This is a genomic window from Flavobacterium sp. CBA20B-1 (genome assembly GCF_028473145.1).
Lineage (GTDB): Bacteria > Bacteroidota > Bacteroidia > Flavobacteriales > Flavobacteriaceae > Flavobacterium.
Window position 1 is genome coordinate 602,732 of sequence record NZ_CP092370.1, and the last position, 16,493, is coordinate 619,224.

The 16,493-nt window shown below is 31.4% G+C and carries 17 protein-coding genes; all 17 read left to right on the forward strand.

Annotation, left to right across the window (positions count from 1 at the left end; translation table 11 throughout):
• Positions 1-23 precede the first annotated feature (23 nt).
• The 17 genes from MG290_RS03065 (at position 24) to MG290_RS03145 (ending at position 16,472) form a co-directional block, all read left to right on the forward strand.
• Complete coding sequence (locus MG290_RS03065; protein WP_264562442.1) at positions 24-488, forward strand: hypothetical protein; 465 nt, start codon at positions 24-26, stop codon at positions 486-488.
• Positions 489-538: 50 nt separating this feature from the next.
• On the forward strand, positions 539-1,177 hold the full coding sequence (locus tag MG290_RS03070) for a hypothetical protein (RefSeq protein WP_264562443.1): 639 nt from the start codon (positions 539-541) through the stop codon (positions 1,175-1,177).
• Positions 1,178-1,180: 3 nt separating this feature from the next.
• A complete protein-coding gene (locus MG290_RS03075; RefSeq protein WP_264562444.1) occupies positions 1,181-1,834 on the forward strand; it encodes a hypothetical protein in 654 nt (217 codons plus the stop codon).
• Positions 1,835-1,846: 12 nt separating this feature from the next.
• Positions 1,847-2,371 (forward strand): hypothetical protein, encoded by a 525-nt coding sequence (locus tag MG290_RS03080; RefSeq protein WP_264562445.1) that lies wholly within the window; start codon positions 1,847-1,849, stop codon positions 2,369-2,371.
• 80 nt (positions 2,372-2,451) lie between these two features.
• A complete protein-coding gene (locus MG290_RS03085) occupies positions 2,452-3,318 on the forward strand; it encodes a TMEM199/VMA12 family vacuolar ATPase assembly factor (protein ID WP_264562446.1) in 867 nt (288 codons plus the stop codon).
• 211 nt (positions 3,319-3,529) lie between these two features.
• Positions 3,530-4,507, forward strand: a complete 978-nt coding sequence (locus tag MG290_RS03090; RefSeq protein ID WP_264562447.1) for a hypothetical protein — start codon at positions 3,530-3,532, stop codon at positions 4,505-4,507.
• Positions 4,504-5,886: a toxin-antitoxin system YwqK family antitoxin gene (locus MG290_RS03095; protein ID WP_264562448.1), complete on the forward strand. Its 1,383-nt coding sequence runs from the start codon at positions 4,504-4,506 to the stop codon at positions 5,884-5,886. The genes MG290_RS03090 and MG290_RS03095 overlap by 4 nt, the downstream gene beginning before the upstream one ends.
• A gap of 162 nt (positions 5,887-6,048) precedes the next feature.
• A complete protein-coding gene (locus tag MG290_RS03100; RefSeq protein ID WP_264562449.1) occupies positions 6,049-6,696 on the forward strand; it encodes a hypothetical protein in 648 nt (215 codons plus the stop codon).
• A gap of 11 nt (positions 6,697-6,707) precedes the next feature.
• On the forward strand, positions 6,708-8,180 hold the full coding sequence (locus MG290_RS03105; RefSeq protein WP_264562450.1) for a SecDF P1 head subdomain-containing protein: 1,473 nt from the start codon (positions 6,708-6,710) through the stop codon (positions 8,178-8,180).
• A 35-nt stretch (positions 8,181-8,215) separates the two neighbouring features.
• On the forward strand, positions 8,216-9,493 hold the full coding sequence (locus MG290_RS03110) for an SH3 domain-containing protein (RefSeq protein WP_264562451.1): 1,278 nt from the start codon (positions 8,216-8,218) through the stop codon (positions 9,491-9,493).
• A gap of 41 nt (positions 9,494-9,534) precedes the next feature.
• Complete coding sequence (locus MG290_RS03115; protein WP_264562452.1) at positions 9,535-10,299, forward strand: hypothetical protein; 765 nt, start codon at positions 9,535-9,537, stop codon at positions 10,297-10,299.
• Between the two features lie 325 nt (positions 10,300-10,624).
• A complete protein-coding gene (locus MG290_RS03120) occupies positions 10,625-11,176 on the forward strand; it encodes a hypothetical protein (protein ID WP_264562453.1) in 552 nt (183 codons plus the stop codon).
• A gap of 56 nt (positions 11,177-11,232) precedes the next feature.
• The gene (locus MG290_RS03125) at positions 11,233-11,805 is read left to right on the forward strand and encodes a hypothetical protein (protein ID WP_264562454.1); all 573 of its coding nucleotides are present in this window, start codon (positions 11,233-11,235) and stop codon (positions 11,803-11,805) included.
• 7 nt (positions 11,806-11,812) lie between these two features.
• Positions 11,813-13,162 carry a YbjP/YqhG family protein gene (locus tag MG290_RS03130; protein WP_264562455.1) on the forward strand — a complete coding sequence of 450 codons (1,350 nt, stop codon included), beginning with the start codon at positions 11,813-11,815 and terminating at the stop codon, positions 13,160-13,162.
• A 29-nt stretch (positions 13,163-13,191) separates the two neighbouring features.
• Positions 13,192-14,499, forward strand: coding sequence for a short-chain dehydrogenase (locus MG290_RS03135; protein ID WP_264562456.1), 1,308 nt, complete (start codon positions 13,192-13,194; stop codon positions 14,497-14,499).
• Positions 14,496-15,170 (forward strand): hypothetical protein, encoded by a 675-nt coding sequence (locus MG290_RS03140; RefSeq protein ID WP_264562457.1) that lies wholly within the window; start codon positions 14,496-14,498, stop codon positions 15,168-15,170. Before MG290_RS03135 ends, MG290_RS03140 begins: the two co-directional genes overlap by 4 nt.
• A gap of 15 nt (positions 15,171-15,185) precedes the next feature.
• Positions 15,186-16,472: a TPM domain-containing protein gene (locus MG290_RS03145; RefSeq protein ID WP_264562458.1), complete on the forward strand. Its 1,287-nt coding sequence runs from the start codon at positions 15,186-15,188 to the stop codon at positions 16,470-16,472.
• Positions 16,473-16,493: the final 21 nt, after the last annotated feature.

A 16,493-nucleotide genomic window follows, 5' to 3' on the forward strand; every position in this document is an offset into this window, starting at 1 on the left:
TATAGAAAAATTACAATAAACATATGAAAGCATTACTATATTTTGTTAGTATTTATTCGCCATATATTATTGATTCATTTAAAAATGACGATGATTTTCTTACTGTTATAATCCTGATGGGTGCCCTATTTTTTGCAATTGCTATAATCATTGGAGTTGTACTTTGTTTACTTTTTATTTTTATTTCCATGGGGTTAATTGGCGCTGGCATATTGTCCACTTCTGTATTGGTAGGCATTCAGCAAAAATCAGTCAGCAAAGGATTTAGAACTTTTTTTATATCTGTATGTGTAGTAGGGACAAGCATCATATCAACCCTTTGTTTTTGGTTTGTTAATTCCGTAAAAGATTGGTGGAGCACGAATTCAGCCATACTAATAGGTGTTTTTTGTGCGATTTTAACAGGGTATTTCTTAGGCTTATTGCTGTTTATTGCATTAAAGAAAATCACTGCGTTATTACAACAAAAATATATATCAAATAAATGATAATTTTTCTGATACTACTTTTACTGATAATTCTTGTTTCAGTTTTTATTTTGTATAAAATAATCCTTTGGATTAGCAAAAAGGAAACGCGAGTTATTTGGGCTATGTCTTTGATTGGGATATTGTTTGTTGCCAAAGTTGTTGATTTAGTGTTTTTTACAAAAATGGAAGTAATAGAATCAAAAGTTTATAGTGGTATGTATTTCATCAAAAATCCAGTAAAAAATAAAGACAGCATTCATTCGATAATTAAACAAATCGCAATAAATAGAATGAACCAAGAGTTTTTGGGAAATGAAGAAAAATACAGAAATTTTAACGCCGATAGTTCAAGCGTTTCGATAATCTATGACTTAGATTTTTACAACTATACAGATAATTTTTTAGGTAGTAACACTGCTCACTTTATTGAAAATGAAGAAGACGATGGCGGGCCAACAAGCATACATTTTTTATCTGAAATTCAAGATGAAAAAATAGCAACATTTAGCATTGATTTTTGTGAAAATGACACGGTTAATTATTATGCTAAAATGACGTATCATCACCGTTATTATCGCCGTTTTAAAACAGATACCCTCATTAATCATTGCCCTAAACTGCCTAAAAAGGCTAAACCAATAGAATTTAACAAAGTACACTCAACTAAAGTGAAAGCCGGCGTTGAAGAATACCCCAAAAAAAAATAGCTAATGAAAAAACTAATTATACTTTTTTTGATAATGCTTGTTGCAAGCCAAAGTAAGGCACAAAATATCATAGATTTTTTTTATTCCATTCCATCAAATTATGTAGATGATCTAAGCTATTTAGAACGAAAAGAACTAATTGAAAACAAAACACTTACAAAAGATGATTTGCTATACAGCTTAGATTATGACAGACAAAATGGTTATTTGAGAATGGAGCAAAGTTACACCGAAGGACAGTCGGGATTTGGGATTTATGAAATCACATATTGGAATTTAGACAACAAAAAACTAATTGCTGTTTCTAGCGTTATGGGAAGCAATGGCGGAACTCATCAAAACGATTTCAAATTTTTTACGTACGAAAATCAAATTTTGACAGAAGCAAGAACTGGTTATTTATTGGATTATACTTCTAATTTTGACGTTTTCATCAATAATCTAATCAGTGACTTTACAAAAATAGGAACAAAACAAGAGATAAAAGAAGATTTAAAATATTTTGGGTTTACAATAGAATTGCCAAAAAAAGGAAAAGACATAAAAGTTTCATTCAATCCATTAATACAAGAATATTTTAAGGCAAATTTTTCTAATTCTCTGAAATATACAGAACGGGTTTATCACTTTAATGAAGAAACCGAAATATTTGAATAAAATTTAAAAATTATGAAAAAACTATTATTTATCCTCGCATTATTCGTTAGCACCGCTGCATTTGGTCAGCAAAAAAAATCGGTGAACGAAAAATCAGTGCCAGCGCCATTACCAGAGCAATTTCCAGAACTTAAGGATTTACCCGCAAATGAAGAAAAACGGTGTTTCAATTTTCAATCGGAAGAGCAGATAGAAAATTGGATTTATATAACCAATACTATTTTGGAATACGATATACCAGGATCAGAGGTTACAATGAATGTGATAACTTCTGATTATGACATTGTACGAAAGAAAAAAGCAGAGCGACAGGGTGATTTAATTGCTCCAAATGTAACTGTTCAAATCATTAACGGAAAATATGAAATTGAAAAAAATACGCTGGCTTTCCGTCCCAATAAGTCAGATAAGTTTGATGCCTTAATTTTCAAATTGGTGTACAATGCCAACACTCAAAAACTTGACCACCTAATAGATGAAAAAAATAATAAATTCACAAGTGCTGAATGTATAGATACGAGAGGCGTCAGCTATTAAAAAACAGATACAAAAACAATAAAATTATGAAAAACCTACTATTACTATTTACCATTTCACCCACATCAAACAAATAAAATATGCATCCATTTTCGGTAGAATTTAAGTTAAGCGACAATGTATTTTTACAAGTACTTGCGGTTCTTTTTGCTTTATTTATTGTAATCACTTGGTTTCGCAATCATCAGCAGGTTCGTGTTATAATCAGAGTTTTAGTCGGAATTCTAGCGGGGTTTACAAGTTATTATTTAGTGATTGCTTTTTTTGCGATTATACAGAGTTTTTACACGACAATAAAAGATAATACCGACCCCAATAAACAATCTGCCACCATAACAGCTTACAAAGAATATGACAGTACAAATACGACTAGGGAAAGTGCGAAGAGTTCTAGAACAAAAACAAGAAGAAACATTTTTTACAAACCTTTGTTGAACTACAAAGACGAAAATGGCGCAATAAAAGAACAATATGGCGACATTTCTTTTAGCGAAAAAAACAAAGAACCCATCGGAACAGAAGTCAAAATAATCATAGATAATAATCAAATAAGAATGCTAAGCCCAATAAAAACTTTTGCATTCATCTTTAATATTTTAGCACTTACTTTTTTAGGAATTTTCTATTATCTTTTTTACAAACTGGCAAAGACAGGCAAATTTGACGGTATCGAAAATGTGCTGTTACCGCTATTTTGTTTTGTGATTTTTCCGATAGCCTTTTCGCTCATAACCTATTTTACACTTAATATAGGCTATGAGTATTTCATACTCCATAAAGAAACCGTCAGCAAGAATGTTGCAATATTCTGTACAGGTTTAGGGATTTTCCTATTGCTCTGTTTTTATGGTTTTCTCAAATATTTTTGGGAAGCGTATCGAAAAAAACAAAAGAAAAGGAAGAAAAAGCTGGCGAAAGGAAAGAGTTTGACAAAAATGGAAAAATAGTAAGTATCGGCAATTACGAAAACAGAAAACATTTTTCTATTAATTATTTCATCTCATCCTCTTTGGGGTGGTTTAAATAAAATATGTTTACATATTTGATAATCTAATATAAAGGCTAACAAAAACATTTAATTGAATAACGGAAAAACAAATGAAAAAGCTAACCCCATTTTAACCTATAACTATGAAAATAAATAACAGCCTATTTTTAATGAAGATAACTTTAGCACTTTTATTTATAAGTTGTCAAAATGCTCCATTACCGCAAGAATACAATGATTATAAAACATTGGAAGAAGGCGTCTCATCACAATATTATAAAATAAAACCGTTTTTCAAAGTTTATCACGATGGTACAGATTGGCAACAACCTCACTTTTACACAACCCTTAACGGAGATATTGTTGTAGAAATGAAGAAAAAAAATGAACAATACGCCTGTTATTACAAATTAGACAGCAACGGAATAGTGACCGACAGCATTAGTAAATTGGCTCGCACAGCAGATACCTATGGCAAGTTCAAAGACCAGTTTCCCTTTATTGAATATATGTATAACTATGTCAACGGCTTTTTGATAGACGAAGAAAAACATCACTATAACACTTGGGCTATTGATGGAGAAAAGGAAAATAAACCTTTGCAAAAACTGAACGCTGATTTAGACTGGACAAAAGCAGATATTACAGATGCAATTACAAAAAACAAAGATTATATCATATCAGCAAAAAGCCACGAAGTTTATTTTTATACCAATGAAAAATTAAGCGTTTTACACTTGGGCGATTACCACAAAATAGACTTTCCGGACCTGAAAGAAGATAATAATCACGATTATTTGAATGACCGTTTTTACGCTCTGCGCAACACCGATTATTTCCACAAGAAAAAGCGAGTAAAATTTTCGACAAACATTGGCGGTATGTCGCAAGGTGTTTCTCATAAAGGATATTTGGGAGATTGGTTTACAAGTATTTTTATGGGTGCTGAACAAGAACCGCTAAAATTAAAATTTAAAAACATTGTAATTACAGATAATGTTTCCCAAGCTTTTTACACTGTTTTCGAAGAAATGGGAGCTGAATTTGAAGTATTATATTATCCGTTTAAAGACAAGAATTATGCAATTATTCAAGTTTCAAACCCAAATGTTTATTATATAATTGAACGAAAAAGAGAGGGAAAATGAAAAAACTAATTCTTACACTCTTAATTTTCTGCACTTCTATTCTATCATCTGCACAAACCAAAAATATTGCTTTGCTGGCAAATGACAGTTTAAAACAAGAAGGTAGATATAACAATGATGGAGAGAAAACCGGCAAATGGAAATATTATCATCCTAACGGAAATTTAAAAAACTCAGGCAAATACAAGAATGGAAAACTTCAGGGAAAATGGTTTGCATACTATGATAATGGCAACATAGAAGTTATTACAAAATATAAAAAAGGCAAAAGAAGTGGATCATCCAAAGAGTTCCACGAAAACGGAAAGATTTCAGCTATCGGAAAATATAAAAACGATTTAGAAAATGGTAATTGGAAAGGCTTTCACGACAACGGACTATTATCAGTCACAGGAACTTTTTTGAATGGAGAGCCCATAAAAGAATGGAAACGCTATCACGACAACGGACAATTAGAAACAATCGGACTGTATGAAAATGGCAAACACACAGGAAATTGGACTGCTTATTACAGAAACGAACAAATAGAAAAGTCGGGCAATTATATAAACAGCTTACAAACTGGTTTATGGAATTACTATTATGATGATGGACAAGTTAAAGCTATTATCAATTATAAAGAGGGCAAACAAGATGGTGCCTACACCTATTTTCATCGAAATGGACAGTTAGCCGTATCTGGATTTTATATAGATGATAAAAAAACTGGCGAATGGAAAAACTACAATGAAAACGGAGTTTTACAGCTTATTGGAAGTTATGACAATAATTTAGAAACCGGCGAGTGGAAAAAGTACCACGAAAATGGGCAAATTGAATATATTGGCTCTCGCAAAGATGGAGCTAAAATAGATGAATGGAAATTCTATTATGACAACGGGCAATTACAAGCAATTGGGAAATACCTAAATGATTTGGCAAAAGGCGAATGGAAAGGATACTACACTAACGGTCAAGTAAAAAACATAGGCTTTTACAGCAATGGAAAAGCCACAGGAAAATTACAACGCTTTTACGATAATGGTCAGCTAAAAGCAGTTGGCGATTATGATAACGGCAAGGAAACCGGTTTGTGGAATATTTATTACGACAATGGGCAATTGCACTATACAGGAAATTTTGAAAACGGAAAAGGCACAGGTGAATGGAAATGGTATGGCGAAAGCGGTGAATTATTAAAGATTACAAATTATATAAACGGAGAACGAACAGGCGAATGGAAATGGTACAACCCACAAAATGGAAATTTGATAAGGCTTGACAATTATTTAAAAAATGAACGCACGTTCTATGATAAACAAGGAAACCCAACAAGAACAGTCCGTATTGAGGTACTTGACGAAAAAACAGACGAATTAAAAAATATTGATAATGATTAATAAATGGAAACTCCGAAGGCGGTGTGCTGAGCGTGTCGAAACAGATAAAATTATGCCATCCGCCAAGGCGGATTTTTGGGAAATGAAATGTAATTTTTTTATAACCTTATCAGTCCTTCGGACTTTGGAAAAAAAACAAATATCTAAAATCACAAAAGCCAAATGAAAGAAAATTTTAAATATATTGCCAAACTCTCAACAACAGACTTATTCAGTTTTCTGAAAATAAATATCTTGGCAACCTTTTCAACGATTATTGTTGCCATTATCGGATTTTTCCTATTGACAGAAAATATCAATGCGGGAAACTCTGGACACGCTAGTCCGTTACCGTTTTTATTATTGACATTTCTGGCTCGTCCACTCGGCTCTATTTTATGGTATTTAATCTGTATCGGTAGCCCCTTTCTGTTTTTTGCACTCGGAAATAAGTACATCTTGCAAAAACTCTCAAACAAAGTTATAACAGACAAATCGGAAAGCGCACTCAATCCTTTGTTGGAAAAAGGACTTCAAAAATTCAAGACAAAACAACCCGAAGTTTTGAAAAATACAGGAGATTTTTCCGTAAACAAACTGAAATTAATCCAAGAGATAAAAAATGACCAATCGGAAAATAAATGGTTAAGAAAAATCATTGTTTTCGGAATGAAAAAAATCAAATTAGACTATGTAGATTTTAGTAAGGAAAACCAAAATTTCTTTGACATCATCAAAGAAAAAACAATTCAAAGTCTGCAAAACATCACAAAACCAAGCAGAAAACCAATTTGGATAGCAATTAGCATTCAATGGATAATATTGCTTTAAATACTAACCAAATGAAAAATCTACTTTTTACACTTACCACAATCTTCCTTTTAACAGCCATCGCCACCAAGGCTCAAGAACAACAGTATTTTGAATTTGGCTGGCAGAACAAGTATGGTATTGTAGATACTGATGGGCAGGAAATTGTTGCGCCCATCTATGATTGGAAAAACTACACATTACATTACCAATCGCCATATATAGCGCTCAATAGTAAAAATAATGGTGCGATAATCATTAATACACAAACCGGTAAAAAAGAAAATTTTAATTATTTGGCGGGAAGCTATTTGGTCGATATGGACAGAAAGGAATACCTGTTCGCTTACAATGATAGCACCGCATTCTTGATGGATAACAAGGATTTGGAAATTCGGAAAAATCTACCAAAAAAATATATAGACATTTGGCAATCTGGCGATTATATTATTGGTAATACAGCGGCTAATGACGACGGAAATACGGTAGATATTTTATCCAAAAAAGATTTGAAAATAAAATTGGCAACTCAAAAAATCAAAAACACCAACTACTATAAAACCACTAATGGCCAAAAAATTTATGCCTTTATTCAACAAAATTTAACCGTTTTTTATGACGAAGAATTAAATCAAATTGCCGCTGCATCCAAAGAAATAAAAGATTTTGAAGAAGTGCAAACTTATTTGTTATCCAATAGTAAAATAGCAATCATAGAAGAACCATATCCAATCACGGAAGCAATGATTGGCCCTCCGCCTAAATATCCACACATTAATACCAGAAACGAAACGCTTGAAGATGGTTATGTTAATTTTTACATTTTTCAATCAAAAAATGATTACGTTCCTTTCTTTAAGTTTAAATGGAATAGAAGTCCGCAAAACAAACTAATTGCAGATCGCTATGTAAACAAGATAGAAGCAAGGAGTAAAAAAGAACACATCAATGAAACGCTTTTCCTATTTTATACAGATGTAATACGAGAAAAAATATTTTTTCCAAAGAAATATTGGAAAGAAATTGGCCTTGAACAGCTGTATAATACTAGAAAAGTAGATTTTGACCCTGATGAATTGGTTGTGAAAAAAGCCAATAAAGACCCTTATGTATTTGAACCTTTTACAGTAGAGCGAGAAGACGGTATTTATGTGGTGTTGAAATCCAATAATGAATATATGTATAAAGATGTAGTGCTTGCCAAAAATCCCGTTGTGTCAAAAGCCGATATTGAAGCAGCAAAAGCAGAAATTGGTGAATATATTCATCGACCCATCATTAACGTTAAACTAACCGAAGCAGGTGCGTTGAAGTTTGCAGAAGCAAGCGAGAAAAATGTGGGAAAACCATTGGCAATCGTCATCAACAAAAAAGTGATTTCTATGCCAATAGTACAAAGTAAAATTGATGGTGGTAAAGTTCAAATATCGGGAGATTTCTCTATGGAAGAAGCAAATAAATTGGCAGAAAAATTGAAAAAAATGGAAACTATAAACGAGGAATAATGATATTACACTTGCATAAGAGATTGTACCCGACAATGATGATGATTTTTTTATTATCATTTCAATTCGTTTTTGGGCAAAAAACATTAAAACAAATAATTACAGAAATTCCCTCAAAAAATTATTTTGAAGCAGGAAAAAAGCAAGGTATATCTTTACAAAACGAACCCTTAATTTTAAAGAAATTAGCACTCGAACCGCTCAAAGAAAAAGAGTATTTTATTACAGGAAAGTATGAGATTAATGACCAAATCGTTCTTTTTATATCAAAATACTGGATTACTGAGGATATTCATTCTGCCATACTTTTAGATAAATCCTTAAACCTTATAGATAAAATAGATGAAGTAGCGTATAATAATGCAGAAGGATTTAGAGAGGTAAAATCTAATGTTGATTATAATATTCTTACCATTGGCATGCATAACATCTACCATAATCCAAATTATACAAGAAAAAAATATTCCATTACCAATAATGGTTTTAAAGAGATTCAGGACCAAGTTATCATAACAACTCAGCCAAATTCAGGAGTTAATATACGCAACAAACCAACATTAAATGGTGAAATCATAGATTACGCACCAAACCTCACCCGTTTCAATTTCCTTTCTATACATTATTCTGAAAATTGGAACAATAAAAACCATTGGATAGAAATTGCAGAGACAGGTTATTCTCATAGCAAAGGTTATGTTTTTAGTGAATTTACAAATAGGCATATAGAGGTTATATCTAATGAACATAAAATTATAATAGATGAAATTTCTAAGGATGAATTTCTTAAGTATGAAGCTTATATAACACCAAAACCTAGTGTAGAAAAAATCACAGATATTGATTTAATTGTCAGTAGGTTAAATAAAAATTTAAAAGGAAAATTTGAAGATGATTATTACATAATAGAAAAAATCATAGCCGAAAATGGCATAGAAATTACATCAGACCTATTAGAATGTGGCGTATCTGCTTACTATCCTGCCTATCATTATTTATTATTAGAATGTGGACATTCTTCTAACTATTTAGTGAACTTAAAAAATGGAAAAGATGATATCAACAGAATAGGAAATCCAGATTCTTATTTGCCGTCACCACAAAATACTTTTCGACTAAATGGATACTATAATGGGCAAGCAAGTACTCATTTTTTAGAAAAAACAAATGCAAATTCAAAACCTGAATATTTGCTGGATTTTTCTAGCATTTTAGCATTAGATTACATAGAAAAATATTTTTGGATTAATGATAGTACGCTTGTTTTTAAGATTGAACAAAACCAGTACAAGCTTCAAATTCAGCATCTTAAATAAAAAAATGATTAAAAAGACAATCTATTGAAAATGAATCACCTATGAAAACAACTTTAACACTGATCATATTATCCATATTTATTACTTCTTGTACTCCTGTAGTTGTTAGACCTAAAATGATTGGAGTAATAGTAGATGAACAAGGAAAACCTATAGAAAACTGTAAGGTTGGAGAAACGTTTTCAGATAAAAATGGAAAGTTTGAATTATCAGAAATAACTCAAAATGAGTTTTTTATACGATTTGGAAATGCTCCAGTTGGTGTCTCAGAAAAAATTGAAAAAAAAGGTTATGAGGATAAAAGATTACAAGCGAGAAAAAATCGTGGTGGTGTGCCAGTTGGAACAGTTTGGGATATGGATACTATCCGTTTAAGAAAAAGTATTACCTATTTCTCACAAATAGATTTGCAAGATATTTGGCTTGCTAGTATGACAAAAAAACAGGATACACTATTTATGACTAAAAAAAACCAGAAATATGACGAAGGAAAAATTGATATCATTGCTAATGTCCAAGATACTTACTCTAATGGCTATTATTTTGGAATAGATAATCTTCCGGAAAATGTTTTTGAAAGACATATTGAGCTTGACTTAACAGATTCTATTATAAATATTCAAAGAGTTTTGATTTATGGAAACTCACAGACAAGTAAAAAAACCAAGTACGACACCCTATATACACAGGGTAAATGGACTAGAGAAGATCAATTGTTCCATTTTAATACCAACCTACCCGAACTAAATGGAAACTACAAAGTTGACACTTTTAATTATGATTCTATGATATTAATTAAACAATAGTTTTAACATTAAATTCGATAAATTAAATGAAAAAAATAGCCTGCATCCTAATCATAACTTTCGCATTGCAATTTTGTAAAGACAAAAACCCCCTAGAAAATTCTATATGGAAATCTTGTGGAGATGATTGTACTGTTACGGATTTAATGATTTTTAGCAAAAAGTATTTGTTTGTAAAAAACGATAGTATTTTTTCTCATAAAAACAAGTCTTTGATAGGTGTAATAGATACTATAGATTACCATTACGGACAACGAAGATTGTATGTAAAGAACCTTACAAAAGGATGTATTGCAAGATATTGCAAACAATAACCCAATTTTAGATGAAAACCCCAACGCCATTTTTAACCCTGCTGTGTAGCCTGCTTTTGCTGGCATCGTGTGCTACGTTTCACAAAGTAGAAAACCCGACAAACCACGTAGCCTTAACGCCCGAAAACCTTTCGGCACTTAACGGCACCTATCTTACCGATACCCTTGCCATTATGTACCACAACGACATATTATGGGGGAAGACATCATTTTTTAATCCCGAAATGCACCAAACAGTAAAAAACAAACCGCTCTACGCCACCCTAAAAGTAGTAAACAGCAAAAAAATAAACGTTCGCCTGCATACCGACGACAGCCTTACCCTAAAAACCTACGACATTAAAGGCAAAATTAAAAACGGCTACTTTCTGCAACGCCAAAAATTTGTTGTTGTACCTGCAATATTTATCAATAAGTGGTATTCGGGCAGGTTTAGGTTGGGTTTATTGAGCAACCAAAATGTAAGCACCCAATACCACACCAAAGATTTTGGCACGGTTTACTTTTTTGCTCCTTACAACAACAGCGAAAAACCAAAGGCTATTGAACATTTTAGGGAATAGAAATTAGAATGAATTATAAATATAAAATGAAGTATTGACAAAAAAATTAATGAATAATGAAGATAAATAAATATTTAAAAGGGTGTTTATTTTTTATAGGTAGTTTAGTTTTAATGTTCGCATTAATAGGGGCTTGGTTTTGGTGGTATTTAAAAACTAATCAAATCAGAGCTAAAGAAGATGGAATTAAATTTTCTGAACAATGTGATAGTATAGAAGTAATAACAGAAAAACCAACAATTATTTTGGGTAAATTTCACAAATCAGAGATAGATACCCTAAAATTTTATATTGTTAGAAATAATAAAGTGGTTAAAGACACCTTGGTAAGTTATAATATTACTTCAGAAAATCACGAATTATGGACAAAAATTCCGTTCGATGAATTTTTGAAAACGGACACTATTATTGTAGAAACAAAAGAAAATTGTAAACGATTTTATAACATTTCTGGGTTTAATCATTATGCTTATTTGTTTTATGGAATGTTTGGATATCTTGGGAAGCACGAGTGCAGATTTAACGATAATTATATAATAAATAGTAAAGGAAGTAACGGAACTTTACTGAAAGCCGACGGATTAAAGGAAAATAATTTAATAAAAGAATATCGTACCTTAAAAAATTGAAAAAATAATGAATAAGTTATACGTTTTAATGATATTATTTTCTTTTTCGTTTATCAAATGTCAAAATAAGGTAATTGAAAAAGAGAATGCAACTTTCAAAAAAAATAAAATTGAACAAGATACCGTTCATACAGAAAAAGCCATTCAAACTATAAAAGACTTTTATTCCGTTTTTTATGGTTCTTATGATGTTGAGAAAAATCAATATTTAAAAAGTAAATACCTCTCCAAACGTATATTGAATAGAATAGATAGCCTAACTTCCAATAATGAATTGATTTTGGATTATGACCCTTTTATTCAAGCTCAAGATTGGGATGCAGAAACATTAATAAAGACCTTAGACATTGAACCGTTATATAATAAAAATGAATACAGCATTAGCTTTTCATTATTCGAAGACAAAGAAAAGACAATCATTCACCTTCTTCTAGAAAAAGATGTAAACGGTAATTATTTGATTTCTAGTATTTTAAATGATCGTCACTTAAATTTCTATGATTATTCTATTCAAGTTCAAAATCAAATGATAGAGAAAAACAATAATATTGTCTCTTATATCCCAGAAAACTACATTCTAAACAAAGAAAATATTCTTGAATCACCTAATTATAGAATAAAAATCTATACCCACGTAGAAGAGTTCAAAACAAATAAAAAAAGAATTTTTGTTTTAGAAAAAAAAGTATCATCTAGCTATCAACGAATGATTGTGTCAGATAATGTAATCCCTTGCCTAAAATGCGCAGGAGGATCAGGAGGTATGGATTCTTATTCAGACATTAAATTGAGTGATACTGAAATATCTTTCTCTAAAAATAGTATTGTTGGTGACTCACTAAGTGTTTATTCATACATATTCTCAAATACAGCAAGTGATTTTTATTTGACAAGAGTAATATTGAATAAAAGCAACTTATATACGAATGAAAATCAATTCAAAACTTTTAATTTGAATGAAAAAAGAATTTCATTAAGCAATTTTAATGTATATGAAGAAAATATACTTTATAATGTGCCACTATCATCTGAAACGAAATTTACTGAATGGGATGGTAATTATACGGGGAATTTTCTAAGAATAAAAGAAGAAAGTGCCGATCCCCGAGCCTATGCAAAGATTCAAATTGTTATAGATAAAAATTCAGCAAAATTTCATCTAGATAGCTATTTGGAGATTGTAAACAAAGAATTAATAATTACAAAAATGGATACAAATAGAGTTTTTTTAGCTGAAAAAAACAATGAAAACTCAAAATATATTATCACAAAAAATGATAAAGCGTTTAAACTAAAAAGCGATTTACTTAACAAAATTATGGCTGACACTACCATTTATGAACTTGAAAAATACTAAGAAAGACGAAACCATTTTATATTAAAACTATGAAAAACCTATTTATTAGTCTTCTGATTATCTTAATTACAAGTTGTTCTGATAAAGATAAAACTGACCAACAATTACTAAACATTGATAAAAAAGAACTGCTAAAAAACTTAGATTCTGACAAAGTCACAACCTACAAATTTGGAAAAATACTCATCAGAGCCTCAGCAGAAAAAAACACTATTTCACCCGAATTTCAATCTTTTAAGGCAGATATGGATAGAATTTTTAATAAAGTAATAAAATATGACATAGAACATACAGAAAGCTTATCACTGTTAGACTATATTTCCATGTATCGTGACTACAAAAAAATGAAAAGTTTTATCATAGAAACTGATGAAGATATATTCCCAACATTATCAGATGCTTTCAATACAATTTATGGTGATTCTATCAGCAAACAAACTAAATATTTAGAAGGAAATGATAAACTATATGTTCAAAATATAGAACATTCCATTTTAAGCGCCATAGTCATTTTAAGTCAAGATTTAGGAAAAGAAGTGGCACTTTACGAGTGTGCTAAAACAAAGCCCGAATTACTTCCAGATTCAGAAATCAAAACATTGCTACAATTTTTTAGAGGTTTTCTATTTTTTGAAAAACAACTTTACTATTTGTCAGAAGACGAAATATCAAGAAATATCAATTGGCTCAATCATAACAAAAACGTGCATTTGCCTTATACTAAAGCAATGTTTGGGTGGGGAAATCTCAATAACCAACAAACACATACAGGCATGCACGCGTTAAATCACCTTTTCAGAGGATTTGATAGATTGATGATGGAACGAGAAATAGACGAAAAACGCGCATTAAATGATTTTGATATTTTTCTTAAAGATGCACAGGAAATTGGATTAGACAACGAAATTGTATGGTCTATAGAAACCTATATACACCTAAAAAATAATCAAAATGATAAAGCCATTACATCCTTAACCAAATTAAAAACAAGCCAGCTACTTTCATCTACCGAAAAAGAAAAAATAGACGAATCTATTGAGTACATAAAAAATAGAAAATCAGACCAAGTACTCAACAGATTCTATGACAAATATTTTCTAAGTAAAATTGCCACAAAATATATGTTTTCAATTTTGTCTAACATCGATTGGAAAAAAATATTAGAACAACAAAATGTGCCTCATACAGAAGAAATTTTTAAAACCATAGATAATTTTAAAACCATTTTGGTAAATTTAGAAAAGTATTCAAACACAGAAAACCTAAAAGAAACTGGAGAAGAAATAAAAGAAAAAGGCTTAAATATATGGAATAAAACAAAAGAACTAACCGAATGAAACCCCTAAAAATCCTATCCATCACAGCATTGTTGCTCGTACTATCGTGGCTGGCTTACAGCTGGTTTACCCGTGAAGAATGGCAAACCCAAAAACCCTGTGCAGAATGTGAAGCGTTGGAAGAACAAAAACAACAACGATTAATAGGAACAGTCGAAATATTACCCAACGGCAAAACGGTTTTTACAGACCAGCTGACAGGATTAAAATACAACCTCATTCCATGCGATCAGAATTGTAATGAAAAAAAATTAAGAAGTTTCGATGAAATAGGAGTTATAGATTACGCAACCCAACTACCTATTTATTTTGACATTGAGGGTGAAATCAACCCTAAAAAAGAAGCGCTTATTTACAGTTTTATCATTGAATTGAACACAAGAAAATTCATCAATCCGCAAGATGTAAAAGGATTGACTTTTGACCAAATCAGAGAAAAATATACAGCCGTAAACGAAGAAACCTTTCCACTTTATGAAGCTTCTGTTTCAGAATTCAGAATTGCTTTGTTTAATCATTTTACCGAACAACAAAGAAAGCAATCCATTCCCATAAAAGAAGTAACCTGGGAAGTAAACGAAAGCACATTATTGACCATTTGGTTCATAGAAAAACAAAATCAATGGACACCTATTGAGCAATATAAATGGAATAAAGGGATGGAGTTTTAATTAACTATTAGATAAATGAAAAACCACATCCTAATCCTTTTATTGTTGAACCAGTTTTTTACAGTCTGCGCCCAAATACCACAAAAATCAGAAATCTCTCGTTCAAAAAGCGATATGTTGATGAATGTAATGAGGCAACCGTCAATTTCTTCCTTCGCTGCGAAAACGTTTTTTGTTCGCTATGGCGGTGTAAGGGCACAGCATTGGGGAATTAACCGTTATATTTTGTTGCAATTTGAGAAAGACACTGTAATTGTAAAAGAAAAAGAAGTTAGAACAAATGACATGGGTATTGAAGATCCCGAAAGTGAAAAATTTGTTTCCGAATACCGCACCCAATGGACTGTTGAAGAGCCGGACAAGATTATTTTACAACAGGTGCAAAAAGATGCTGGTGGCGAAGATGTTTTTACAAGCAATGTTTTAAGATATGAAAACGGTACTATCTTGGCAAATTTAAGCCATTCCAAAAACGAATATGTTTTTAAGCCAACAATATGGCAACCAAAAGGCTACATTACCGATTTTGAAGTTCTTTTTAATGAAAATCAAATCAAGGAATTAGACAGTCTTGTCCATGATTTTGAAAAACGTACCACCATACAAATTGTGGTAGTAACGCTCGACCAATCTTATTGTGATAAAGACGATTTTGAAGCCTACACGCTTCAGCTGGCAAACACTTGGGGCGTTGGTCAAAAAGGGAAAGACAACGGAATTTTAATAGCTATTTCTAAAGAGTACCGTCAAATGCGCATCCACAACGGAAAAGGCATAGAAAATATTTTAAGCGATGACGAAACCAAACAACTCATCGATGAAAGTTTCATTCCAAAATTTAAAGAGAATAATTTTTTTGAAGGTACAAAAAATGGCTTAAAAGCTTTAATGCAAACCCTTGAAACCAAACAAGCTTTACAAACCGAAGTAGAAGCTTTTACCACAGAGCTCATTGCTTTAATTGAACAAAAGAATACACAAGCATTACAACAAATCAGCACCGACAAAATATATTGCTATTTGTGCTTTACAGAAAGACCCGAGCACGAACCTTTTGTAAATAAGCAAAACTTTTACAGCAAGCATTTCCAAAACATTTTTAATGATGATTTGGTGCAACGGTTAAAACGCAACGAAACCACCTTTTATACCAACACAACAGACTACGGCGATTGCTTAATTTTATACACCACTCAACACAAAAATGAATTTGGCGATGGACACGAAGGTGTGCAATTAGGCTTTTGGCTCAAAGAAGAAAACGGCAAACTCAAACTCGGAGGTATTGATGCCATTCCATAGCTATTTTATTGAAAAGTAATA

Coding starts and splice junctions, on each gene's coding strand:
- MG290_RS03065 (WP_264562442.1), top strand. CDS start 24: ATGAAAGCATTACTATATTTTGTTAGTATTTATTCGCCATATATTATT.
- MG290_RS03075 (WP_264562444.1), top strand. CDS start 1,181: ATGAAAAAACTAATTATACTTTTTTTGATAATGCTTGTTGCAAGCCAA.
- MG290_RS03080 (WP_264562445.1), top strand. CDS start 1,847: ATGAAAAAACTATTATTTATCCTCGCATTATTCGTTAGCACCGCTGCA.
- MG290_RS03085 (WP_264562446.1), top strand. CDS start 2,452: ATGCATCCATTTTCGGTAGAATTTAAGTTAAGCGACAATGTATTTTTA.
- MG290_RS03090 (WP_264562447.1), top strand. CDS start 3,530: ATGAAGATAACTTTAGCACTTTTATTTATAAGTTGTCAAAATGCTCCA.
- MG290_RS03095 (WP_264562448.1), top strand. CDS start 4,504: ATGAAAAAACTAATTCTTACACTCTTAATTTTCTGCACTTCTATTCTA.
- MG290_RS03100 (WP_264562449.1), top strand. CDS start 6,049: ATGAAAGAAAATTTTAAATATATTGCCAAACTCTCAACAACAGACTTA.
- MG290_RS03105 (WP_264562450.1), top strand. CDS start 6,708: ATGAAAAATCTACTTTTTACACTTACCACAATCTTCCTTTTAACAGCC.
- MG290_RS03110 (WP_264562451.1), top strand. CDS start 8,216: ATGATGATGATTTTTTTATTATCATTTCAATTCGTTTTTGGGCAAAAA.
- MG290_RS03115 (WP_264562452.1), top strand. CDS start 9,535: ATGAAAACAACTTTAACACTGATCATATTATCCATATTTATTACTTCT.
- MG290_RS03120 (WP_264562453.1), top strand. CDS start 10,625: ATGAAAACCCCAACGCCATTTTTAACCCTGCTGTGTAGCCTGCTTTTG.
- MG290_RS03125 (WP_264562454.1), top strand. CDS start 11,233: ATGAAGATAAATAAATATTTAAAAGGGTGTTTATTTTTTATAGGTAGT.
- MG290_RS03130 (WP_264562455.1), top strand. CDS start 11,813: ATGAATAAGTTATACGTTTTAATGATATTATTTTCTTTTTCGTTTATC.
- MG290_RS03135 (WP_264562456.1), top strand. CDS start 13,192: ATGAAAAACCTATTTATTAGTCTTCTGATTATCTTAATTACAAGTTGT.
- MG290_RS03140 (WP_264562457.1), top strand. CDS start 14,496: ATGAAACCCCTAAAAATCCTATCCATCACAGCATTGTTGCTCGTACTA.
- MG290_RS03145 (WP_264562458.1), top strand. CDS start 15,186: ATGAAAAACCACATCCTAATCCTTTTATTGTTGAACCAGTTTTTTACA.